The following is a 22,088-nucleotide window of genomic DNA, read 5'->3' on the forward strand; positions in this document are numbered from 1 at the left end:
TGGTTGCCGAAGCCGCCGGGCGGGCAGGTGCCCGGCCGCAGGTAAGTGTTGCCGTCAGCCCTTGACCGAGCCCGCCATCAGCCCGCGCACGAAGTAGCGGCCGGCCACGATGTAGACGATCAGGGTGGGAAGGGCGGCGAGGATGGCGCCGGCGAAATGCACGTTGTACTGCTTCACCCCGGTCGAGGACTGCACCAGGTTGTTCAGCGCCACGGTCATCGGCTGGCTGTCCAGGTCGGCAAAGGAGGCGCCGAACAGGAAGTCGTTCCAGATGTTGGTGAACTGCCAAATGACGCTGACCACGATGATCGGCCCCGAGCTTGGCAGCAGGATGCGCTGGAAGATCCGGAAGAAGCCGGCCCCGTCGATCTGTGCCGCGCGGATCAGCTCGGTCGGGAACACCTGGTAGTAGTTCTTGAAATAGAGCGTGGTGAAGCCGAGCCCGAAGATCACATGCACGAACACCAGCCCCGCGGTCGATCCGGCCAGGCCGCTGAGGCCAAGCATCCGGGCCATCGGGATCAGCACGATCTGGAACGGGATGAAGCAGGCAAACAGCATGAAGCCGAAGATCAGCGTGTCATACTTGAAGCGCCATTTGGTCAGCACGTAGCCGTTGAGCGCGCCCAGGATGGTCGAGGTCGCAACCGCGGGCACCACCATCTTGATCGAGTTCCAGAAGTAGGGGCGCAGGCCGGTCGGCTCCACCCCTATCTGGGCGGTGGCCCAAGCCTCGAACCAGGGCTGAAGGGTCAGCGTCTGCGGCAGCGCCAGCATGTTGCCGCCGGTGATCTCCTCGAGCGGTTTCACCGAGTTCACCAGCATCACCCCGAAGGGCAGCAGGTAGAACAGCGCAAACAACAGCAGCACGAGGTAGAGGAAGGTGCGGGTGATGCGCCCGGTGCGCACGGCGGTGTCAGAGCTTGCAACGGACATCACTTTTTCTCCCGCAGCTCGGAGTAGAGGTAGGGAACCATGATCGCGACAATGGTCAGCAGCATGATCACCGCCGAGCTTGCGCCGATGCCCATCTGGTTCCGGGTGAAGGTGTAGGAGTACATGAAGGTCGCGGGCACTTCGGTGGCCCGGCCCGGCCCGCCGCCAGTCAGCGCGACCACGAGGTCATAGGACTTGATCGCCAGGTGACTGAGGATCACGAAGGCGGACAGGAAGGCAGGCCGCAGCTGCGGGATGATGATGCGGCGGTAAAGCTGCCAGTTGCTGGCCCCGTCCATCTGCGCGGCCTTCAGCATCTCGTTGTCGATGCCGCGCAAACCGGCCAGGAACATCGCCATCACGAAGCCCGAGGACTGCCAGACCGCCGCAAGAACCACCGTGTAGATCGCGAAATCGCGGTTCTTGATCCAGTCGAAGCTGAAGCTCTCCCAGCCCCAGAGATGCATGGTGTGCTCCAGCCCGATGCCGGGATCGAGGAACCATTTCCAGGCGGTGCCGGTGACGATGAAGCTCAGCGCCATCGGGTAGAGGAAGATCGGCCGCAGCACGCTTTCGCCGCGGATCTTCTGGTCGAGGAAGATCGCCAGCATCAAGCCGATGGCGGTGCAGAGCGCGATATACAGCCCCGAGAAGATCACCAGGTTGGTGACGGCAATGTCCCAATGCCGCAGGCGGAACAGTTTTTCGTAGTTCTCGAAGCCCACCCAGCCGAAGGTCGGCAGCAGGCGGCTGTCGGTGAAGCTGAGGTAGACGGTGAAGAAGATGAACCCGTAGACAAAGACCAGGATCAGCGCGAGCGAGGGCGAGAGCACCAGCTTCGGTATCCAGTTCTGCAGTCGGGTGCGGTAGTCGGGCCTGGCTCGCGCCGTGTGCCTGACCGCAGGATCAGTGATCTGCATGGTCATGGCATCCCCCCTTTTCTTGCGTTGTTCGGAAGGCCGGAGCCGAATTTGGCCCCGGCCCGGGTGCAGCGCGCTATTTGGCGATCGACACGGCGTCGACGAGCTCGGCCGCGGCGGTTTCGGCGTCGAACTCGCCGTTGAAATGCGCGGTGATGACGTCATACATCGCGTTCTTCACGCTGGCGGGCGCCGCGTGGCCATGCGCCATCGAGCCGTAGAGGTTGCCGGTGGACGCCGCATTGGCGAGATCCGCGATGGCCTGCTTGCCGCAGACGTCGAAGGCCTCGTCACTCACGTCGGTGCGGGCAGGCGCCGAACCCTTGACCACGTTGAAGGCAGACTGGAAGGAGGGCGACAGGATCGCGCTGGCCAGCGCCGCCTGCTCGGCCGACACGTCGCCGCCCTGATCGAACAGCGCGAACTGGTCGGCGTTGAAGGTGACCTGATCCTGGGTGCCCGGGAAGCGGAAGCACAGGAAGTCGGAGCCCGGCACCAGGCCTGCGTTCAGGAACTCGCCCTTGGCCCAGTCGCCCATCAGCTGGAAGGCAGCCTCGCCATTCGCGACCATCGCGGTTGCGAGGTTCCAGTCCCGGCCGGAGAAGTTGTCATCCACATTGGCGCGGATCACCTCCATGCGGCGGAAGGCTTCGACCATCGTGTCGGAACCCAGCGCTTCCTCGTGGAGGTCGACGAAGGCCGCCTTGTAGAACTCCGGGCCGCCGGTGGACATGGCGATGGCGTCAAACACGGTGGCGTCCTGCCAGGGCTGGCCGCCGTGGGCAATCGGGGTCACGCCTGCCTCGGACAGCTTGGCAAGCGCTGCCTCGAATTCCTCCCAGGTGGCCGGAACATCGATGCCGTTGGCATCGAGCACGCTCTTGTTGGCCCAGACCCAGTTGGTCGAATGCACGTTCACGGGGGCCGAGACCCATTTGCCGTCGTGCTTGGCAAAGGCCTGCAGTGCCTGCGGCACCACTTCGTCCCAGCCTTCCTTGGCAGCGACCGCGTTGAGATCGGCCAAAGCCCCCTGCCCGGCCCAGTCGAGGATGTCGAAGCCCAGCATCTGCACCGCCGTCGGCGCGTTGCCGGAGGTGACGCGGGCGCGCAGAACCGTCATCGCGCTTTCGCCGCCGCCGCCGGCCACCGGCATGTCATTCCAGTTGATGCCCTGGCCCTGCAGGTCCTCCTTCAGCACGTTGAGCGCCGCCGCTTCACCGCCTGCGGTCCACCAGTGCAGCACCTCCACATCGCTCGCGGATGCGGCACTCACGCTGGCCAGGCCAACCAGCATCGCTGCCGTGGTCCTCAAGATCGATTTGGTCATCAGTTCCTCCCTTGGTTGCAACTCGGATGATCCGTCTGTCGCGGATCAGACCCACTTGGCGCGGGTGCGGCCGATCCGCATCTGCACCGTTTTCACTTCCAGAAACTCCTCCAGCCCGTAGCGGCCCAGCTCGCGGCCCTGGCCGCTTTCCTTGACCCCGCCAAAGGGCAGCTCGGCAAAGCCGTCCATCCAGGTGTTGGTCCAGACCGTGCCAGCCTGCACCCGGCGGCTGAATTCGAGGCAGGTGTGAATGTTCTCGCTCCACACGCCTGCCGACAGGCCGTAGCTCGCGCCATTGGCCAGCGCGATGGCTTCATCCATGGTCTTGAAGGTCAGAACCGCCAGCACCGGGCCGAAGACTTCCTCGCGGGCAATCGGCATGTCCGGCGTAAGGCCGGAGACCACGGTGGGCGCGAAAAAGGCCCCCTCCAGCCCCGGCACTTCGAGCGGTGCGCCGCCAAGCTCCACTTTCGCGCCAGCCGCTTCGGCGTCGCGCACGTAGCTCTGGATCTTGTCCTGGTGCCCTTGGTGGATAATCGCGCCGACCTTGGTGTCCGGGTGCAGCGGATCGCCGAAGGGCACCTTGCGGCTCAGCTCGGCAACGCGGCGGGTGACCTCTTCGGCGATGTCCTCATGCACGATGATGCGGGAGCCGGAGTTGCAGCATTCGCCCGCGTTGAAATAGATGCCGAAGACGATGGCATCGATTGCACTGTCGAGGTCTGCGTCGGGAAACAGCACCTGCGGGTTCTTGCCGCCGAGTTCGGAGGAGACCTTCTTCAGCGTGTCCGCCGCCGCCTTCTCAATCGCCTTGCCGACCTGGGTGGAGCCGGTGAAGCTCACCATGTCGACCGCTTCATGGGTGGTCATCACGGTGCCGACCGGGTCACCGAAGCCCTGCACGATGTTGACGACACCGGCGGGCAGCCCGGCCTCCATCAATAGTTCGCCCAAGATGGCGGTAGTGGAAGGTGTCAGCTCGGAAGGTTTCACCACGCAGGTGCAGCCGGCCGCGAGGGCAAAGGGGATCTTCTGGCTGGCAATCAGGAAAGGGAAGTTCCACGGCGTGATGATTGAAACCACGCCAATCGGCTCTTTCAGTACCACCGCCAGCATGTCCTTGCCAAGGCTGTTGTGGCTGTCGCCATGCAGCGTGCGCGCGAGGGCCGCGGCATAGCGCCAGATGTCCGCGGCGCCTTCGATCTCGGCTTCCGCCTGGCTGATCGGCTTGCCGCTTTCCAGCACCTCCAGCCGGGCGATGCGGCCTCGGTTCTCGATGATGAGGTCGGCCACGTTGAGCAGGAACGCCGCGCGCTCCTTGCCCGAAAGACCCGCCCATTCGCCCGCGTCGAAGGCTTCGCGGGCGGCGCGGATGGCGGCCTCGGCCTCGGCGGCGCTGCCGCGGGCAATGCGGGAGACCAGCGTTCCATGCGCGGGCGAGTGCCGCTCGAAGGTTGCGCCGCCTTCGCTGCCGCACCATTCGCCGTTGATCAGGTGCTGCACGGTGTTCACGGCGTCCGACGGCAGGGCTTCTGCCGGGATCAGAGTGTAGGGGGTGTCCATGGTCATTTTCCTGAGAAGTCCGGTGTCCGCTTGGCCGCAAAGGCAGCGACGCCTTCGGCCTTGTCGTCCGATCCCGCGATCAGCCCGCCGCCGAGGGCCTCGATCAGGGCGGCGCTGTCCTCGCCTGCCCCTGCGTGGATCATGTTCTTGCTGATCTCGGTGGCGCGCGGGGAGAGCTGCGCGGCGGCCCCTGCGATCACCATCGCCAGCGCCATCGGGTCCTCGGCCACTTCTGCGACGAAGCCCAAGGCGGCGCAGCGCTCGGCATTCAGCTGGCGGCCGAACAGGGCCATTTCCTTCACCGCGCCCTCGGGCAGGAGCCGCAGCAGGCGCTGGGTGCCGGACCAGCCGGGCACCACGCCGACGCCGGCTTCCGGCAGGGCAATGCGGGCCTTCGGAGCCATCACCCGGATGTCACAGGCCGCCGCCAGCTCCAGCCCGCCGCCGAAAGCATGGCCGTTCAGCACCGCGATGGTGGGTTTGGAGAGGCGTGCGAGACGGTCAAAAATACGATGACCGCCCCGCACCCAGGTGCGGGCAAAGCCCGCGGGAGGAAGCCCGGCCCAGGCGGAGATATCCGCCCCGACACAAAACGCCTTGGGGTGGTTCCCGGTCAGCAGCACCACGCGCACCTCGGCGTTTTGCTCCAGCGAGTCGCAGTGACCGGCGAGGGCCGACAGCATCTCCGGCGTCAGCGCGTTCAGCTTGGCCGGATTGTCGAGCCTGAGCACCGCCACGGCGCCCTCGATATTGAGATGCACCGCACTCACAGCTTCAGCCCCATCGGCGCGTCCCGCAGCAAGGCCATGGGCATCAGCGTTGCGTTCTCCCCGATCCGCACCCGGCCGCCGGAGGCCGCCACGATGTCGCGCGAGGGATCAACTCCCGGCATGATCTCGAAGGCTTCGAGCCCCGCTTCGGTCAGCCGCATCACGCAGCGCTCAGTGATGATGACGATGTCCTGCCCGGTCTCCAGCGCCCGCTTGCCGGAGAAGGTGACCTGCTCGACCTGCTCGACGATCTTGGTGAACTTGCCGGGCTCGGCGATACGCAGCCCCTCGGCGGTGATTTCCAGCTTCGCGCCGGCCTCGAAATAGCCAGAGAAGACGATCTTGCGGGCATGCGACACGATATCGACAAAGCCGCCGCAGCCCGCGGTCAGATAGGGTTTCTTGGCGAGCTTCGAGACATTCACGTTGCCCGCCGCGTCGACCTCCAGGAAGGACAGGAAGGAGACGTCAAAACCGCCGCCCTGGAAATAGGTGAACTGCTGCGGCGATGGCACATATCCGTCGGCGTTGGAGGCGCAGCCAAAAGCAAAGCCAGTCAGCGGCACGCCGCCCACGGCGCCCTGCTCGATGGCCCAGGTGACGGCCTGCGCCTGCCCCTCCTCGATCAGGATGCGCGGCACCTGCGCCGAAATGCCAAAGCCGAGGTTCGCGGTCTGCCCGGCCTTCAGTTCCATCGCGGCGCGGCGCGCCAGCACCTTCTCAACCGACAGTTCCGGGATGGCAAAGCCATCAAGCGGCCGCATGATCTCGCCCGAGATTGCCGGGTCGTGCTGCGTTTCCGTGGTCTGCTTCTGGTCCGGGTCGACGACGATCAGGTCCACAAGGTGGCCCGGCACCCGCACGTCATGCGGGTTGAGGCTGCCGCGCGCGGTCACGCGCTTCACCTGCGCAATCACCAGCCCGCCATGGTTGCGCACCGCAATCGCCTGCTCCAACCCGCCTAGGTAGGCGCCTTCGTGTTCGTACGTCAGGTTGCCGTGCTCATCGGCGGTGGTCGCCCGCAGGATCGCCACATCCGGCACGACATTGGGGAAATGCAGCCAGGTCTCGCCCGCCATCTCGTGGCGGAAAACAATCGGCGCTTCGGCGGCGCGCGCATTCATCGCGCAGCCTTCGCGGGTGGGGTCCACGAAGGTATCCAGCCCGACCTTGGTCAGCACGCCCGGCCGACGCGCGGCGACGTCGCGGTGCATGTCGAAGAGTATGCCGGAGGGCACGTTATAGGCCGCGGCGCGGTTTTCGGTGACCATCTTCCAGATCTCCGGCATCTCCAAGGAGGACGGCCCGGAGGGGTAGCTGCCTGCGAGGATGCGGCTCAGCAGCCCGTCCTTGGCGATGTGGTCGATGCCCTTGATGCCGTACATGTCGCCCGCCGCAATCGGGTGCAGCGTGGTGAGCCCCTGCGGATGGCCGGTGGTGTCAAACCGCTCTCCCAGCGCCTTCAGCACCAGGTCCGGGCAGCCCAGACCCGAGGAGGAGGAGACGGTCACAACCTGCCCGTCTTCGATGCGGGCCACCGCCTCGGCGGCCGGGACAACCTTGCTCATCACCTTAAACTCCGTGGTAATCGATTGTGACCGCGCGGCCAGTGACCGCTGCCTGTTTCACCGCCTCGGCCACGGCGAGAGACTTCACCCCGTCCACCCCGGTAGCGGAGGGCTGACCGTTGCCATTCAGTGCATCCGCGAACAGGGCCAGCGACCGATCATAAAGCCCGTGGGTCGCAAAGCTGACCTCGCGACTGCTTCAGCCCCATCGGCGCGTCCCGCAGCAAGGCCATGGGCATCAGCGTTGCGTTCTCCCCGATCCGCACCCGGCCGCCGGAGGCCGCCACGATGTCGCGCGAGGGATCAACTCCCGGCATGATCTCGAAGGCTTCGAGCCCCGCTTCGGTCAGCCGCATCACGCAGCGCTCAGTGATGATGACGATGTCCTGCCCGGTCTCCAGCGCCCGCTTGCCGGAGAAGGTGACCTGCTCGACCTGCTCGACGATCTTGGTGAACTTGCCGGGCTCGGCGATACGCAGCCCCTCGGCGGTGATTTCCAGCTTCGCGCCGGCCTCGAAATAGCCAGAGAAGACGATCTTGCGGGCATGCGACACGATATCGACAAAGCCGCCGCAGCCCGCGGTCAGATAGGGTTTCTTGGCGAGCTTCGAGACATTCACGTTGCCCGCCGCGTCGACCTCCAGGAAGGACAGGAAGGAGACGTCAAAACCGCCGCCCTGGAAATAGGTGAACTGCTGCGGCGATGGCACATATCCGTCGGCGTTGGAGGCGCAGCCAAAAGCAAAGCCAGTCAGCGGCACGCCGCCCACGGCGCCCTGCTCGATGGCCCAGGTGACGGCCTGCGCCTGCCCCTCCTCGATCAGGATGCGCGGCACCTGCGCCGAAATGCCAAAGCCGAGGTTCGCGGTCTGCCCGGCCTTCAGTTCCATCGCGGCGCGGCGCGCCAGCACCTTCTCAACCGACAGTTCCGGGATGGCAAAGCCATCAAGCGGCCGCATGATCTCGCCCGAGATTGCCGGGTCGTGCTGCGTTTCCGTGGTCTGCTTCTGGTCCGGGTCGACGACGATCAGGTCCACAAGGTGGCCCGGCACCCGCACGTCATGCGGGTTGAGGCTGCCGCGCGCGGTCACGCGCTTCACCTGCGCAATCACCAGCCCGCCATGGTTGCGCACCGCAATCGCCTGCTCCAACCCGCCTAGGTAGGCGCCTTCGTGTTCGTACGTCAGGTTGCCGTGCTCATCGGCGGTGGTCGCCCGCAGGATCGCCACATCCGGCACGACATTGGGGAAATGCAGCCAGGTCTCGCCCGCCATCTCGTGGCGGAAAACAATCGGCGCTTCGGCGGCGCGCGCATTCATCGCGCAGCCTTCGCGGGTGGGGTCCACGAAGGTATCCAGCCCGACCTTGGTCAGCACGCCCGGCCGACGCGCGGCGACGTCGCGGTGCATGTCGAAGAGTATGCCGGAGGGCACGTTATAGGCCGCGGCGCGGTTTTCGGTGACCATCTTCCAGATCTCCGGCATCTCCAAGGAGGACGGCCCGGAGGGGTAGCTGCCTGCGAGGATGCGGCTCAGCAGCCCGTCCTTGGCGATGTGGTCGATGCCCTTGATGCCGTACATGTCGCCCGCCGCAATCGGGTGCAGCGTGGTGAGCCCCTGCGGATGGCCGGTGGTGTCAAACCGCTCTCCCAGCGCCTTCAGCACCAGGTCCGGGCAGCCCAGACCCGAGGAGGAGGAGACGGTCACAACCTGCCCGTCTTCGATGCGGGCCACCGCCTCGGCGGCCGGGACAACCTTGCTCATCACCTTAAACTCCGTGGTAATCGATTGTGACCGCGCGGCCAGTGACCGCTGCCTGTTTCACCGCCTCGGCCACGGCGAGAGACTTCACCCCGTCCACCCCGGTAGCGGAGGGCTGACCGTTGCCATTCAGTGCATCCGCGAACAGGGCCAGCGACCGATCATAAAGCCCGTGGGTCGCAAAGCTGACCTCGCGACTGCCTGCGGCCGTGATCAGGGCGATCTCGCCAACCGGGCGCTGCGTCATCACGTTGCGCGCGATTACACTCCCCTTGGTGCCATGCACTTCGAAACCAGATGGCGCGAAGGGATGGGTGAAGCTTTCATGGGTCATCACCTGCACGCCCGATGGCATCCGCCAGACCGACATAGCCCCGTCTTCCGCGCCCCGTGACAGGCTGCCGTGAGATTCCATCGCAACCACCTCCTGCGGATCTTCCTCCAGATGAAAGCGCACCGTGTCGGCGTCATGAACCACGATGTCGGGAATTACGCCGCCACCCGCGGCAGAGTCGCTCAGCCGCCAGCCGCGCAGATGTTCGGGCAGCAGCACCGCGTGGAAAATGCGGACGCTCAGCACCTCTCCCAGCTTGCCGTCCTGGATCAACGCCTTGATGGCCAGATGCGAGCCAGCGTTTCGCAGGTGGTGGTTGGTGGCAAGCAGCACACCCGCCTCCTCGGCCGCGGACACCATCTTGGCCGCATCGGCCGCGCTCATCGCGAGCGGCTTTTCGCACATCACGTGCTTTCCCGCCGCGATCGCCGCCATGGCCTGCGGCAGGTGCTTTTCGTTGGTCGTAGAGATATACACCGCGCCGATGTCATCGTCCGCCAGCATCTCGTCCAGAGAGGTGGTGGAGGACGGAATTCCATGTGCGCTTGCAAAACCCGCTCCCCGCTCCGCGTTGGCGCTGAGGACAGCTTTAACAGAATGCCCATTCTGGGCACGTATCGCGCCGATCATATGCTCTGCCGCGATTGTGCTGGCGCCGATGAGTCCCCATTGCATCTTATTCCTCCCGCCTTATGGAACGTTCCATACTGGTATATTGGAACGTTCCATGAGTCAAGCGACCAAAATCGCTTCCCCTGTAGCATCGCTGGAAATTCAGACTGTCGATCAGCCGTTGCGCCGATTAATCACGCCGCGCAGTTTGAGACCGAAACACGAGCCACGCGACGTGGACGCCGAAACACACGCGTCCTGATTTGGTCAGCGATCAGATTTCAATTGGGGGTGCGCCCGGACAGGGCCAATACCTGGCCCAAGGGACAATTGGGCAAGCGTCAGCGGCGCATCTTGCTGCGCCGCTGGATCATCATCGCAATCATGCTTTCAACAAAGGAAAAGCAATCGTCGCGCGAGCGCCTTTGAAGCGGCTCGGCGGAACCGATCAGCCTTGCGCCTGCTCCATCCGCTCAACCATTTGCCGCGCGCGCTTGCACTGAAGCTTGTCGCGCAGCGGGCTGTTGGGATCAATATCCTTGGCGCAGACCACGCATTTGTCGGCACCCGAAATCGCGTTCAACCCGCCACAGCTGCCCTTGATCTTCTTGCCCATCAGAATCACACCGAGCGACATGCCAAGCGTAATGATCAGCAGCAGGATGAAGGCTAGAAGAAAGGTGCTCATGTCGGTCTCCCGCGCGTTGGATCAGTTGGCTTTCAGCGCGTCAAAGGCGCTGCTGGTGGCGGTGATATAGGCATCTTCGCCCGCGGTCACATCTCTATCGATGAAATACACGGCAAGTTTATGCTGCTCGGCCACCTTCAGCCCCTCTTCGCGCCCAAGGACCAGCATTGCGGTGGCCCAGGCATCGGCGAGCATGGCGTTCTGCGCAATCACGGTGACCGAGGTGGTGGCATGCGTGACCGGTTGCCCCGAAACCGGGTCAAGGATGTGCGAATACCGCCGACCGTCGTGTTCAAAGTAGTTGCGGTAATCGCCGGAGGTTGCCAACCCAAGGTCGCTGACCGGCACCACCAGCTGCACGGTCTGGGCCGAGGCATCCGGTTTTTCGATACCGATGCGCCACGGCTCTCCCTTGATGTTCTCGCCCTTCGTGACCAGATCACCGCCGATCTCGACCATGTAGTTCTCGATCTCGAACTCTTGCAGGGTCTCGGCCACGGCATCAACTCCATAGCCCTTGGCAATGGCAGAGAGGTTGATGCCGACCTCGGGAGCGGATTTCGCCAAAGTGCCCTGCTCGGTATCCAAAGCCAGCAGTCGGCTCTGCCCGACCCCCTCCAACGCGGTCTTGATCGCGTCCTCCGCAGGCAGTGGATCTTCCGGCTTACGGGGACCAAAGCCCCACAATTCGATCAGCGGACCCAACGTCACGTCAAACTTGCCGCCGCTCTTGGCGTGCACGTCATTGGCCGCGGCCATTACGGTGACGAACTCAGGCGATACCGCGACCGGATTGGTGCTCTCCATCGCCGAGAACGTGGAAACTTCCGAATTGGGGTCCCAGTTCGACATCTTGGCGTTGACGTCAGCCAAGGTGTCTTCGATCGCCTCCAACAGCGCCTCGGCATCCAGGTCAACGCCGATCGCGGTGACATTGTAGGTCGTGCCCATGGTCTTGCCTGACAGGCGCAATTCCTCGGGATCGCTGTCGAACCAGCACCCCGGGACGAGCAGAATCAGGGAAAACAGGAACCATCTGGGCATGTGACGAGCCTCCGCAACAAAAAGCTGGCGCACGTATGCCCGCGACCCGTGGCAGAGTCAAACCGGCGACACGTCGCGCTTCAGAACTTCAACGGTACAAAAGCCAACACCAACAACCCCAAGGCCGCAGGTACGCCAAACAGCCAGGCCTTCAGACGCGCATCCGGCGGCTGATCCTTCCAGGTCTTGCGATACATATGGCCGCAAACCACCACAACGAAGACCAACAGCGCACCCGTTGCCGGCGTCAGATAAAGCGTATCGAACATGTTGTTTTCCTGCCGTTGTTAGCGCTCGCGAAATTTCAACCCTTTCAGGAATCCAATCCCGCGTTAAGATGATCTCGAGACCTGACACAGACCAGGAGGAAACCGTTATGGCACCGTTCTCTTACCAGCCGCCCACCCGCGGCGACAAGACAGACAAACACACCTATAGCCAGACCGCCGACTCGGCGCTGTCCCATGACCAGTCGACGGTGGCCAAGCTGCTGGAGAAGAAAGGCGATGCCGTCTTTTCCATCCGTCCTGGCGACACCATTGCCCACGCGGTCCAGGCCTTGCGCGACAAGCGCATTGGGGCGCTGCTGGTCACCGACCAGAACGGCACCATGCAGGGGATCCTGTCCGAACGCGATATCGTGCGCCGCATGGCTGAAACCCCGGGCCAGACCCTGCCGCAACTGGTGAGCGACCTGATGACCCGCGAAGTCAAGACCTGCGCGCCGTCAGACTACCTGATCGACGTGGCCAAGGTCATGAACGAGGGGCGCTTCCGGCACATGCCGGTGATGGAGGATGGCCATCTCTGCGGCATGATCACCATCGGCGATGTCGTGAACTTCAGGCTGCAAGAGCTGGAATACGAAGCATTGCGCATGAAACAGATGATCGTCGGCTGACCCCCGAAGTTCACATGCAATCTCTTCAGGCGCCCGCTGAAGGCGCCTGAACCACCGCAAATAAAAGGACGTATTGGCGCCAACGCTAAAAGCGGGGCCTTCATGCGGGGCTTGAAAATACTACTCAGTAGCATACATTCAATCTGTCCATCTGGTCGGAGAATGCCCCATGAGCGTCAAAGCTTCCATTTCCCTCAGTGAATCTCAGGATGCCTTTGCCCGCGACCTGGTGGCCCAAGGCCGGTTCGCCAGTGTAAGCGCGGTGATGCAACAGGGATTGGAGCTTCTGCGCGCCGAAACCGAGGCGCGCGCCGCAGAGACCGAAGCGCTGCGCGCCCTCCTTGACGACCGTCGGACCGGACCCTTCTTTGGCATGGATGAGATGCGCCAAGGCACGCGCGCCATGCTTGCCCGCAAGAAAGCGCAGTATGGCCTATAAGGTCGTTGCGGCGGCAGATGTCGCCCGGGATCTCGATGCAATCTTCGATTTTCTGTTCGATGCCGCGCTCAGCTTCGGCGAAGACCCGCAAACCGCACTCGATCGTGCGTCGGCACGGGTTCAGGCGATCGAGAGCACGATGGAAGATCTGGCCAAGGCACCGTTCCAGGGCACACTGCGCCCGGAACTCGGAGCGGGGCTGCGCTCCGTCACCAAAGGGCGCGCCATCTTCTATTTCGACCTTGTTGAAGAAAAAGAGCTGCTGCGCGTGCTAGCGGTCTTTTTTGGCGGGCAGGACCATCAGCGAAAGATGTTGCTGCGGCTGCTGTCGGCCCAATCCGCGCGCGAGCGCTGATCCCCTCCCCTACTGGCCTCAAGCCTCCAATGCCAAAAACCCCGGACGCAAGCATCCGGGGTTTTCGCAGTCTTGATGGCTCGGAGGCTTAACCGCCGAAATCGTCCAGCATGATGTCTTCGCGGTCGACACCAAGATCCAGCAGCATGTTGATCACCGACTGGTTCATGATCGGCGGACCACACATGTAGAACTCGCAGTCTTCCGGCGCCGGGTGGTTCTTGAGGTACTCCTCGTACAGAACATTGTGGATGAAGCCAGTATAGCCTTTCCAGTTGTCCTCCGGCTGAGCATCCGACAGGGCGACATGCCATTCGAAGTTGTCGAACTCCTCGGCCAACTTGTCGAAGTCCTCGACGAAGAACATCTCCTTCTTCGAGCGCGCACCGTACCAGAAGGTGATCTTGCGGTCGCGGTTCTCCAGCCGTTTCAGCTGGTCGAAGATGTGCGAGCGCATCGGTGCCATACCGGCGCCGCCGCCGATGAACACCATTTCCTTCTGCGTATCGCGGGCAAAGAACTCGCCAAACGGGCCGGAAATGGTGACTTCGTCACCCGGTTTCAGGTTGAAGATGTAGGACGACATCTTGCCCGGAGGAATATCCGTCGAACCCGGCGGGGGCGACGCCACACGGACGTTCAGCATGATAATGCCCTTTTCGTCCGGGTAGTTCGCCATCGAATAGGCGCGCTCGATCGGCTCATCCACGACAGATTCATACTGCCACAGGTTAAAGCGGTCCCAGTCCTCGCGGTATTCTTCCTGCACATCGAAATCGGTGTACTTCAGACGATGCGCGGGCGCTTCGATTTGGATGTAGCCACCGGCGCGGAAATTGACGTCCTCACCCTCGGGCAGTTCCAGCACCAGCGCCTTGATGAAGGTCGCCACGTTGTCGTTGGAGCGCACCTTGCAGCGCCATTTCTTGACGCCGAAGACCTCTTCGGGAACTTCGACTTCCATGTCCTGCTTGACCGCAACCTGACAGGACAGGCGGTCGCCGCAGGCGGCTTCGCGCTTGGTGATGTGGCTTTCCTCGGTCGGCAGGATCGAGCCGCCCCCGGAATGCACCCGCACCCGGCACTGCGCGCAGGTGCCGCCGCCGCCACAGGCGGACGGGACGAACAGCTTTTCGGCTGCCAGCGTTTGCAGCAGCTTGCCGCCCGCGGGGACCGAGATGGTTTTCTCACCGTTGATGGTGATATTGACGTTGCCGGACGAGACCAGGCGGGAGCGGGCGACCAGAATGATGGTCACCAGCGCCAGCACGATCACCGTGAACAGCGCAACGCCGAGCGTGAAAGTTTCCATGTTTTCCGCGCTCCCTTACAGTTTGACGCCGCTGAAGGACATGAAGGCCAGCGCCATCAGACCTGCGGTGATGAAGGTGATGCCCAGGCCCTGCAGACCATCCGGCACGTCGGAGTATTTCAGCTTCTCGCGCACACCGGCCATTGCGGTGATCGCCAAAGCCCAACCAAAGCCGGAGGACAGACCATAGGTCGCCGCCTCGGCAAAGTTGTAGTCGCGTTCCACCATGAACAGCGAACCGCCAAGGATCGCGCAGTTCACCGTGATCAGCGGCAGGAAGATCCCCAACGCGTTGTAGAGCGGCGGGAAGTACTTATCGAGAATCATCTCCAGGATCTGAACCATCGCCGCGATCACGCCGATATAGGAAATCAGGCCAAGGAAGGTCAGATCCACATCGGGAAAGCCTGCCCAGGCCAGCGCACCGGGTTTCAGCAGGTAGGTCAGCAGCAGGTTGTTGGCCGGAACCGTGATGGCCTGCACCAGCATGACGGAGATACCCAGACCCAGCGCGGTCGAGATCTTCTTCGACACCGCGATGAAGGTACACATGCCCAGAAAGAAGGACAGCGCCAGGTTTTCAACAAAGATGGCCTTGACGGCCAGGGAAATAAGCCCCTCCATCAGTGCGCCTCCACGGTTTGGATTTTGAATTCACGCTCTTCCACCTGCGCCGGCTTCCAGGTGCGGAACGCCCAGATGATCAGGCCGATGATGAAGAACGCCGAGGGCGGCAGCAGCAGCATGCCGTTCGGAACATACCAGCCGCCGTTGTTCACGGTCTCCAGGATGGTTACGCCGAACAGCGAACCAGCGCCGAACAGCTCGCGGATGAAGCCGACCAGCATCAGGATCAGCCCGTAGCCCAGACCGTTGCCGACGCCATCGATGAAGGACGCCACAGGCGGGTTCTTCATGGCAAAGGCTTCGGCGCGGCCCATCACGATACAGTTGGTGATGATCAGGCCGACGAAGACCGACAGGGTCTTCGAGATCTCAAACGCGTAGGCCTTCAGCACCTGGTCCACCAGGATCACCAAAGAAGCGATGATCACCATCTGCACGATGATCCGGATCGAACCCGGGATCTGGTTGCGCAGGATGGAGATGAACATCGAGGAGAACGCGGTCACGAAAGTCACCGCCAACGTCATCACGAAGGCCACCTGCAACGAGGAGGTCACCGCCAACGCCGAACAAATGCCCAGCACCTGCAGGGTGATCGGGTTGTTGTCGACCAGCGGGTCGACCAGCATGTCTTTCTTGGTCTGCGCCATATCAGAACTCTCCCGCTTGCAGGGCTTTCAGGAACGGACCGTAGCCCTCCTCGCCCATCCAGAATTTCACCAGGTTGTCCACGCCGACGGAGGTCAGCGTTGCACCGGCCAAGGCATCGATGTGGTGCTCCGGTCCGGCCGGTCCCTGCGTTTTGGCAACCGAAATCTGCAACGCCCCGGTTTCATCCCGCAGCTTCTTGCCCGGCCACAGGGCCTTCCAACGCGGGTTGTCAACCTCGGCACCAAGGCCCGGCGTTTCGCCATGTTGGTAGAACTGCAGACCAAAGATGTCGTTGCCGTTCTCTTCCAGAGCGATGAAGCCATAGAGGGTCGACCACAGGCCATAGCCGTGGATCGGCAGGATCACCTTGTCCAGATCGCCGTTTTCCTCGCGCAGCAGGTAGACGGTCTTGTAGCGCGACTGACGGCCGATGCCGGCCGGGTCGTTCTCCAGAGCGCGGCTCAGTTCGGGATCCTGTGCGGCAGCCAGATCGTCGAAGCTGGACGCATCAAAGCGGTCCGTAAATTCACCGGTCTCCAGATCCAGAACACGCGGTTCGAAGGCCTTGAAGGCTTCGGCCACATTTTCCTCGGGCCGATACAGCCCCGCCACCTGCAACACGTTCAGCTGCTTGTCGCGTTTCTTGTTGCTTTCCTGGACCGGGCGCAGGCTCACAGCGGCGGCGGAGACGATCATCGAGGCCAGCAGGCAGATTGCCACCGCCACGGTCACGGTCTTGCCCACCGAATCCGGCGATGCGGCAAGGAAGCGGCCAATCAGGCCCTTGCTTTCGGAATCAGCCATGGCGGCGTGCCCTCCGTTTGATGTTTGCCTGCACGACGAAATAGTCGATCAGCGGTGCAAAGACGTTGCCGAAAAGGATTGCCAGCATCATGCCTTCGGGGAAGGCCGGGTTCAGCACCCGGATCAGCACGACCATGACGCCGATGAGGGCACCGTAGATGTAGCGGCCGACGTTGGTGTGGCTGGCCGAAACCGGCTCGGTCACCATGAACACCAGGCCAAAGGCATAGCCACCGAGCACCAGGTGCCAGTACCAGGGCATTGCGAACATCGGGTTGGTGTCGGAACCGATCAGGTTCAGCAGCATCGAGAAGGCGATCATGCCCCCCAGGCAGCCCACGATCAGACGCCAGTTGGCGATCTTGGTGGCCAGCAGGAACACGAGGCCAATGGCGCAAGCGAGGGTCGAGGTTTCGCCAAAGCTGCCCTGGATCGTGCCATAGAAGGCATCGGACCATTCAATGCCCTTCGCGGCCAGCGCCTGCACGCCCTCGGCGGCGGACACACCCAGCGCGGTCGCGCCGGAGAACCCGTCAACCGGGGTCCAGACAGAGTCACCGGACATGTTGGCCGGGTAGGCAAAATACAGGAACGCGCGGCCGGTCAGTGCCGGGTTCAGGAAGTTTTTGCCAGTACCGCCAAAGACTTCCTTGCCGATGACCACACCAAAGATGATCCCCAGCGCCACCTGCCACAACGGGGCCGACGCCGGCATGATCAGCGTGTACAGCATCGAAGTCACAAGGAAGCCCTCGTTCACCTCATGGCCGCGCACGGTGGCAAAGATCACCTCAAAGATACCACCCGCAACCAGCGTCACGATGTAGATCGGCAGGAAATACAGGAAACCATGGGCGATGTTCGCCATCGGGTTCGCGGCATCCAGCGAAATGCCCAGCATGTTCAGGACGGCAATGCGCCAGCCGGTTGCCGCATCGGCCCCCAGCGCGGCAATCGCCGAGTTTGCCTGATAACCGGTATTCCACATGCCCCACAGAATGCAGGGAATGGTTGCGATCACCACGTAGGTCATGATCCGCTTCATATCGACGTAAGAACGCGCATGCGGGGCCACGGTGGTGACGGTTTTTGGCGTGTACAGGAAGGATTCCACCATCTCGTAGACGGGGAAGTACTTCTCGTATTTGCCGCCCTTTTCAAAGTGCGGCTCGATTCTGTCAAAGAAGCTGCGCAATCCCATCCGGCTCAGCCCTCCTTTTCAATCTTGGTCAGGCAGTCGCGCAGCGCGAGCCCGTATTCGTACTTGGCCGGGCAGGCAAAGCCGACGAGGCCCATGTCTTCCTCGTCCAGCTCCAGCGCACCCAGCGCCTGTGCGGTATCGGTGTCCATGACCAGCAGCGCGCGCAGCAGCTGCGTCGGCAGGTAGTCCTGCGGCATCAGCTGTTCGAAAGTGCCGGTGGGCACCATCGCACGGCGACCGCCGTTGAGGTTGCTGGTCAAGTTGAACAATTTGCGCGACAACGCCGAGCCAAGCACCGGTTGCACGGCAAATTTGCTGGCCATCGGACGGATCCAGCCCAGCGGAATCTGCTTGCGGTCTTCCTCGATCAGGGCAACCTGGCGGGCGAAGCGACCCAGATAGGCCAGCGGCCCGGCGGCCTCACGACCCGACAGGATCGAACCGGAGATGACCCGAACGGGACCGTCCACCGAGATCTCGCCGCGAGTCAGCTCATCGATCGCGGCCCCCATTACGGTGCGGACCAGCCGCGGATTGCGGGCGGCCGGACCGGCCAGCGCTACCACTCGCGACGGGTCGAGATGACCGGTCTGCAGCAGGCGGCCGATCGCGATCACGTCCTGGTAGGAAATCGTCCAGACTTCATCCTCCGCCTGCAGCGGGTGCAGGAAGTGGATGTGCGTGCCCGCCAGACCCGAGGGATGCGGACCGGAGAAGGCCGCAGCTTCGACGCCTGCGATGTCGCCGCCGGGAATGCTGTCGCCTGCCTTCTGGCACAGGAAGGTTGTGCCCTCGGTCAGCAGCGTGATCGCTTTCAAGCCGGTTTCGAACGCATCGGCCGCGTCATTGATAATCACCGCGGCATCGGCAGCCAGCGGTTCGGAATCCATTGCGGTCACGAAGATCGCGTTGGGTTTGCTGCCCGGCTGCGGCATCTTCGAATAGGGGCGCGTGCGGAAGGAGGTCCACAGACCCGCGGCGCAAAGCTTCTCCGTCAGGCCTTCGGCACTGTCGGCAGTGCCGGTGGCGGAGAAATCGACGCCCGCATCCTCGGCGTCGGTGGCCGCGATCACCACGCTCTGCAACACTCGGCGCGCGCCGCGATTGATCGCCACGACCTTGCCGGTCAGCGGCGCCACCATCATCGCGGCTTCTGCGTCCTTGTGGCAGAACAACGGCGTGCCGCGGCGCACTTCGTCGCCTTCCTGTACCAGCATGCGCGGCTTCAGCCCTAGGTAATCCGGTCCCAGCACCGCCACCGACGTGATGGCCGGGCCCGGTTGGATGGTCTGTTCCGGTGCGCCTGTCACCGGCAGATCCAGCCCCTTCCTCAAGTTAAATGTTTTCATATCTGGCTTACGTCCTTCCGAGGCCGATTCCCGTGGCGGTTCTTATCTGTTTCCGGCGGTCGAGACAAAGAAAACGCCGGCATTGGTCATGGTCGACGCAACGCAGCGGTGCCGGGCCTTTTTTCCCGCGCGCACTCGAATCAAATTTGCCGCCGAATGGCAAGGGTTCGCGCCCTGATAGGACGTGTTTTCCACAGACTTCGCCGCAAACGGGCCAGTTTGCCGCGCCTCGAAGGCGTCGGTAGCGCGCCGCACATCCTTGGCCTCTGTCGAGGCCACTCCTGTTAATGGCCCCGTTTTGCGCCCACCCCTGCCCCACACTCGCGGCCGCCGCTTGATTCGCCTGCACGGGACAAATTCGCACGCGCGCTCGTCGGCACCCGATGCTCATAGGCGCCGCCTGTGGGTCGCACTCGGACTGCTTGTCTTAGTGTTTTCAGACAATTAACGCAGGTTGTTCGTGCACCTGTGACAGCCCCGACGAGACTGCTCTCGCGGCTTGGCAATTGAAAAATCAAGGAATCTGTTGCATCGACCCGCCGGCATTGCGTATAGAAACGATAAATAAGGCGCTGACGCAAAACAGCGTTACTATCGAGAGGGCAGCAGGTGGCAGAGGCACTCCATATAAATCAACGTATCCGCGAGAACGCGGAAAACCTCAGCGCGGCCCTCGAAAGCCACATGCTGCAGAGTTTCGCGCCGGACGCAAGGAAGGAACTGCGCCTGTTCAGCGCGGGCGAAGCGGCTGAGATGCTTGGCATCTCTCCCAGCTTCCTGCGCAAGCTGCATTTCGATGGCAAACTGCCCGAAGTTCACACCACGCCCGGGGGGCGGCGTCACTACTCCGCTGCGGACCTCATGGAGATGCGCAAGATCCTGGATGCCGCGGCCAAGACCCCTGGTACTTACCTGCGCGGTCGCCGCGAGGGCGACAAGGTGCAGGTTTTGTCGTTTCTGAATTTTAAGGGGGGCTCGGGCAAAACCACCTCGTCGATTCACACCGCCCAACGTCTCGCCCTCAAGGGCTATCGGGTTCTGGCGGTCGACATTGACCCACAGGCGTCTCTAACAACGCTGTTTGGCTACCGCCCCGAGGTCGATTTCCTGGAAACAGGGACCATCTATGATGCGATCCGCTATGACGATCCGGTGCCGATGCGCCAGATCATCCAGAAGACCTATTTCTGCGGTCTAGACCTGGCCCCTGGCGGGCTGATTCTGCAGGAGTTCGAGCACGAAACACCACAGGCGCTGCTGAACAATGTGCAGCCCGCCTTCTTTGCCCGCATGGCGGCTGCGCTGCAGGAAGTGGAGCAGGACTACGACGTCATCATCTTCGACTGCCCGCCACAGCTCGGCTATCTGACGATGTCGGCGCTCTGCGCGTCGACCGGCGTGTTGATTACCGTCGTGCCGAACATGCTGGACATCGCCTCGATGTCGCAGTTCCTGCAAATGGCCGCCGAACTTCTGGACGTGGTCTCTGATGCCGGCGCGGCGCTGGAGTTCGACTTCCTCCGGTTTCTCATCAACCGCTATGAGCCCAACGACGGGCCGCAGCAGCAGGTGGTCGCCTTCATGCGCCAGCTGTTCGGCGAAGAGGTCATGGTCGCGCCGATGCTGAAATCAACCGCGATCTCCGACGCCGGCCTGACCCAGCAAACCGTCTATGAGGTCGAAAGATCCCAGTTTCACAGGTCAACCTATGACCGTGCGGTCGATTCACTCAATCAAGTCAACGACGAGATAGAATCGCTCCTTCAACAGGCATGGAGGCGTTGATGGCACGCAAAGGAATTCTGAACTCCGCCCTGAAACCCAGCACCCCGGCATCATCTGCGGCAAAGCCCAAGATGATGCCGCGTGGTGCAGTTGGCGCTCTGCAATCCTCACTGAGCAAGTTGCAGGAAAGCGCGGTGCAGGAGATCGACACCAGTCTGATCGACGATGCTGGCTACGAGGACCGCCTGTCCACTGGTGGCGAAGCGCATGAACAACTGGTCGAGAGTCTCAAGACCTATGGCCAGCAGGTTCCGGTTCTGCTGCGCCCCCACCCCAAGTCACCAGGGCGCTACGAAATCGTCTATGGCCGCCGCCGCCTGATGGCGCTGCGCCAGCTCGGCCTGCCGGTCAAGGCAATGGTGCGGCAGCTGGACGACCACGCTCTGGTAATGGCGCAGGGACAGGAAAACACCGCGCGCCTCGACCTCAGCTTCATCGAAAAGGCCTCTTTTGCAGCGCAGCTGCAGGCCGATGGGTATGACCGGCAGACAATCGCAGCGGCCCTGTCGATTGACCTGCCAATGGTATCACGGATGCTGAAGGTGGGCACGGCATTCGACCTGCCCTTTCTGCGCGAAATCGGCGCAGCACCCAGCATCGGACGCGAACGCTGGATGACTCTGGTCAAGCTGTTTCAGGAAGAAGGCCCCCGTATCCGCGCAACCGTTTACACCAAATCCGAAGAATTTCAGGCTCTGGACTCTGACGGCCGCTTTGAAGCCGTTCTGGCGCGCGCGCAAGAGGCCTATGACGCGCTCAACCAACCCGACAAGCCAACCCCTGCCCCGGCCACCAACCGTACGCTGCACTCGCATGACGGAGCCGCGCTGGCCGGGCTGAAAACCACAGGCAAGAGCATCACCCTGACCATTTCGAAGAAAGACACGCCAGGATTCGGGAACTGGTTCGACGAGAACGCAGAAACCATCCTGCAAGAACTTCACCATCGCTGGCAGCAAGACCAGGCCGACGGCTGAAGACCAAAGACGAGCAGAGCAAACCAAAACAGGAGGCACGAACAGACGGCAAAAGAAAAGCCCCCCAGGACATGACATCCCAGAAGGCCGTTCTCAGATTTAGCACCCTTGGAATAGCCCTTCACCGTTGAGACTGTCAACTCCATGCGTTGCATGGGGGTGGGT

At 62.7% G+C, this 22,088-nt stretch carries 23 protein-coding genes; 5 read left to right on the forward strand and 18 right to left on the reverse strand.

Features of this window, described 5'->3' with window-relative positions:
- Positions 1-54: 54 nt before the first annotated feature.
- The 12 genes from ACZ52D_RS17950 to ACZ52D_RS18005 form a co-directional block, all read right to left on the reverse strand.
- A complete protein-coding gene (locus tag ACZ52D_RS17950) occupies positions 55-936 on the reverse strand; it encodes a carbohydrate ABC transporter permease (protein ID WP_464443210.1) in 882 nt (293 codons plus the stop codon).
- The gene (locus tag ACZ52D_RS17955) at positions 936-1,856 is read right to left on the reverse strand and encodes a carbohydrate ABC transporter permease (RefSeq protein WP_464443588.1); all 921 of its coding nucleotides are present in this window, start codon (positions 1,854-1,856) and stop codon (positions 936-938) included. Before ACZ52D_RS17955 ends, ACZ52D_RS17950 begins: the two co-directional genes overlap by 1 nt.
- A gap of 76 nt (positions 1,857-1,932) precedes the next feature.
- Complete coding sequence (locus ACZ52D_RS17960) at positions 1,933-3,150, reverse strand: ABC transporter substrate-binding protein (RefSeq protein WP_464443589.1); 1,218 nt, start codon at positions 3,148-3,150, stop codon at positions 1,933-1,935.
- Positions 3,151-3,228: 78 nt separating this feature from the next.
- A complete protein-coding gene (locus tag ACZ52D_RS17965) occupies positions 3,229-4,746 on the reverse strand; it encodes an aldehyde dehydrogenase family protein (protein WP_464443211.1) in 1,518 nt (505 codons plus the stop codon).
- A 2-nt stretch (positions 4,747-4,748) separates the two neighbouring features.
- On the reverse strand, positions 4,749-5,516 hold the full coding sequence (locus ACZ52D_RS17970; RefSeq protein WP_464443212.1) for an enoyl-CoA hydratase/isomerase family protein: 768 nt from the start codon (positions 5,514-5,516) through the stop codon (positions 4,749-4,751).
- Complete coding sequence (locus tag ACZ52D_RS17975; RefSeq protein ID WP_464443214.1) at positions 5,513-7,084, reverse strand: acyl CoA:acetate/3-ketoacid CoA transferase; 1,572 nt, start codon at positions 7,082-7,084, stop codon at positions 5,513-5,515. The genes ACZ52D_RS17970 and ACZ52D_RS17975 overlap by 4 nt, the downstream gene beginning before the upstream one ends.
- A gap of 4 nt (positions 7,085-7,088) precedes the next feature.
- Positions 7,089-7,235: a hypothetical protein gene (locus ACZ52D_RS17980; RefSeq protein ID WP_464443590.1), complete on the reverse strand. Its 147-nt coding sequence runs from the start codon at positions 7,233-7,235 to the stop codon at positions 7,089-7,091.
- Between the two features lie 7 nt (positions 7,236-7,242).
- Positions 7,243-8,847 carry an acyl CoA:acetate/3-ketoacid CoA transferase gene (locus ACZ52D_RS17985; protein ID WP_464443215.1) on the reverse strand — a complete coding sequence of 535 codons (1,605 nt, stop codon included), beginning with the start codon at positions 8,845-8,847 and terminating at the stop codon, positions 7,243-7,245.
- 4 nt (positions 8,848-8,851) lie between these two features.
- Positions 8,852-9,853: a Gfo/Idh/MocA family protein gene (locus ACZ52D_RS17990; protein ID WP_464443216.1), complete on the reverse strand. Its 1,002-nt coding sequence runs from the start codon at positions 9,851-9,853 to the stop codon at positions 8,852-8,854.
- 385 nt (positions 9,854-10,238) lie between these two features.
- Entirely contained in the window at positions 10,239-10,478 is a 240-nt protein-coding gene (nqrM, locus tag ACZ52D_RS17995) for a (Na+)-NQR maturation NqrM (RefSeq protein ID WP_222455472.1), read from the reverse strand.
- 21 nt (positions 10,479-10,499) lie between these two features.
- Positions 10,500-11,522: an FAD:protein FMN transferase gene (locus ACZ52D_RS18000; RefSeq protein WP_464443217.1), complete on the reverse strand. Its 1,023-nt coding sequence runs from the start codon at positions 11,520-11,522 to the stop codon at positions 10,500-10,502.
- An 80-nt stretch (positions 11,523-11,602) separates the two neighbouring features.
- Positions 11,603-11,791: a hypothetical protein gene (locus tag ACZ52D_RS18005; RefSeq protein ID WP_369925648.1), complete on the reverse strand. Its 189-nt coding sequence runs from the start codon at positions 11,789-11,791 to the stop codon at positions 11,603-11,605.
- A gap of 107 nt (positions 11,792-11,898) precedes the next feature.
- Here ACZ52D_RS18005 and ACZ52D_RS18010 point away from each other — a divergent pair, with 107 nt between their 5' ends.
- From ACZ52D_RS18010 to ACZ52D_RS18020, 3 genes are all read left to right on the forward strand, one after another.
- Positions 11,899-12,423: a CBS domain-containing protein gene (locus ACZ52D_RS18010; protein ID WP_464443218.1), complete on the forward strand. Its 525-nt coding sequence runs from the start codon at positions 11,899-11,901 to the stop codon at positions 12,421-12,423.
- A gap of 169 nt (positions 12,424-12,592) precedes the next feature.
- A complete protein-coding gene (locus ACZ52D_RS18015) occupies positions 12,593-12,862 on the forward strand; it encodes a ribbon-helix-helix domain-containing protein (protein ID WP_464443219.1) in 270 nt (89 codons plus the stop codon).
- A complete protein-coding gene (locus ACZ52D_RS18020; protein ID WP_464443220.1) occupies positions 12,852-13,217 on the forward strand; it encodes a type II toxin-antitoxin system RelE/ParE family toxin in 366 nt (121 codons plus the stop codon). The genes ACZ52D_RS18015 and ACZ52D_RS18020 overlap by 11 nt, the downstream gene beginning before the upstream one ends.
- Before the next feature lie 88 nt (positions 13,218-13,305).
- Here the strand turns inward: ACZ52D_RS18020 and nqrF are convergent, their stop codons facing one another.
- Genes nqrF through ACZ52D_RS18050 form a run of 6 tightly spaced genes read right to left on the reverse strand, consistent with a single transcriptional unit; the run spans position 13,306 to position 19,161 of the window.
- Entirely contained in the window at positions 13,306-14,529 is a 1,224-nt protein-coding gene (nqrF, locus tag ACZ52D_RS18025; RefSeq protein ID WP_222455466.1) for an NADH:ubiquinone reductase (Na(+)-transporting) subunit F, read from the reverse strand.
- Between the two features lie 15 nt (positions 14,530-14,544).
- The gene (gene nqrE / locus ACZ52D_RS18030; RefSeq protein WP_024092714.1) at positions 14,545-15,153 is read right to left on the reverse strand and encodes an NADH:ubiquinone reductase (Na(+)-transporting) subunit E; all 609 of its coding nucleotides are present in this window, start codon (positions 15,151-15,153) and stop codon (positions 14,545-14,547) included.
- Complete coding sequence (locus ACZ52D_RS18035) at positions 15,153-15,806, reverse strand: NADH:ubiquinone reductase (Na(+)-transporting) subunit D (protein WP_222455465.1); 654 nt, start codon at positions 15,804-15,806, stop codon at positions 15,153-15,155. Before ACZ52D_RS18035 ends, nqrE begins: the two co-directional genes overlap by 1 nt.
- 1 nt (position 15,807) lies before the next feature.
- Positions 15,808-16,611: a Na(+)-translocating NADH-quinone reductase subunit C gene (locus tag ACZ52D_RS18040; protein WP_464443221.1), complete on the reverse strand. Its 804-nt coding sequence runs from the start codon at positions 16,609-16,611 to the stop codon at positions 15,808-15,810.
- Positions 16,604-17,812, reverse strand: a complete 1,209-nt coding sequence (locus ACZ52D_RS18045; RefSeq protein WP_222455463.1) for an NADH:ubiquinone reductase (Na(+)-transporting) subunit B — start codon at positions 17,810-17,812, stop codon at positions 16,604-16,606. The genes ACZ52D_RS18040 and ACZ52D_RS18045 overlap by 8 nt, the downstream gene beginning before the upstream one ends.
- Positions 17,813-17,817: 5 nt before the next feature.
- A complete protein-coding gene (locus ACZ52D_RS18050) occupies positions 17,818-19,161 on the reverse strand; it encodes a Na(+)-translocating NADH-quinone reductase subunit A (protein WP_464443223.1) in 1,344 nt (447 codons plus the stop codon).
- 609 nt (positions 19,162-19,770) lie between these two features.
- On the opposite strand from ACZ52D_RS18050, the gene repA reads away from it, so the two are divergent.
- Positions 19,771-20,946: a plasmid partitioning protein RepA gene (gene repA / locus ACZ52D_RS18055; protein ID WP_222455461.1), complete on the forward strand. Its 1,176-nt coding sequence runs from the start codon at positions 19,771-19,773 to the stop codon at positions 20,944-20,946.
- Positions 20,946-21,923: a plasmid partitioning protein RepB gene (gene repB, locus ACZ52D_RS18060; protein WP_464443224.1), complete on the forward strand. Its 978-nt coding sequence runs from the start codon at positions 20,946-20,948 to the stop codon at positions 21,921-21,923. Before repA ends, repB begins: the two co-directional genes overlap by 1 nt.
- Positions 21,924-22,088: the final 165 nt, after the last annotated feature.

Source organism: Leisingera sp. S2M4, assembly GCF_055398055.1.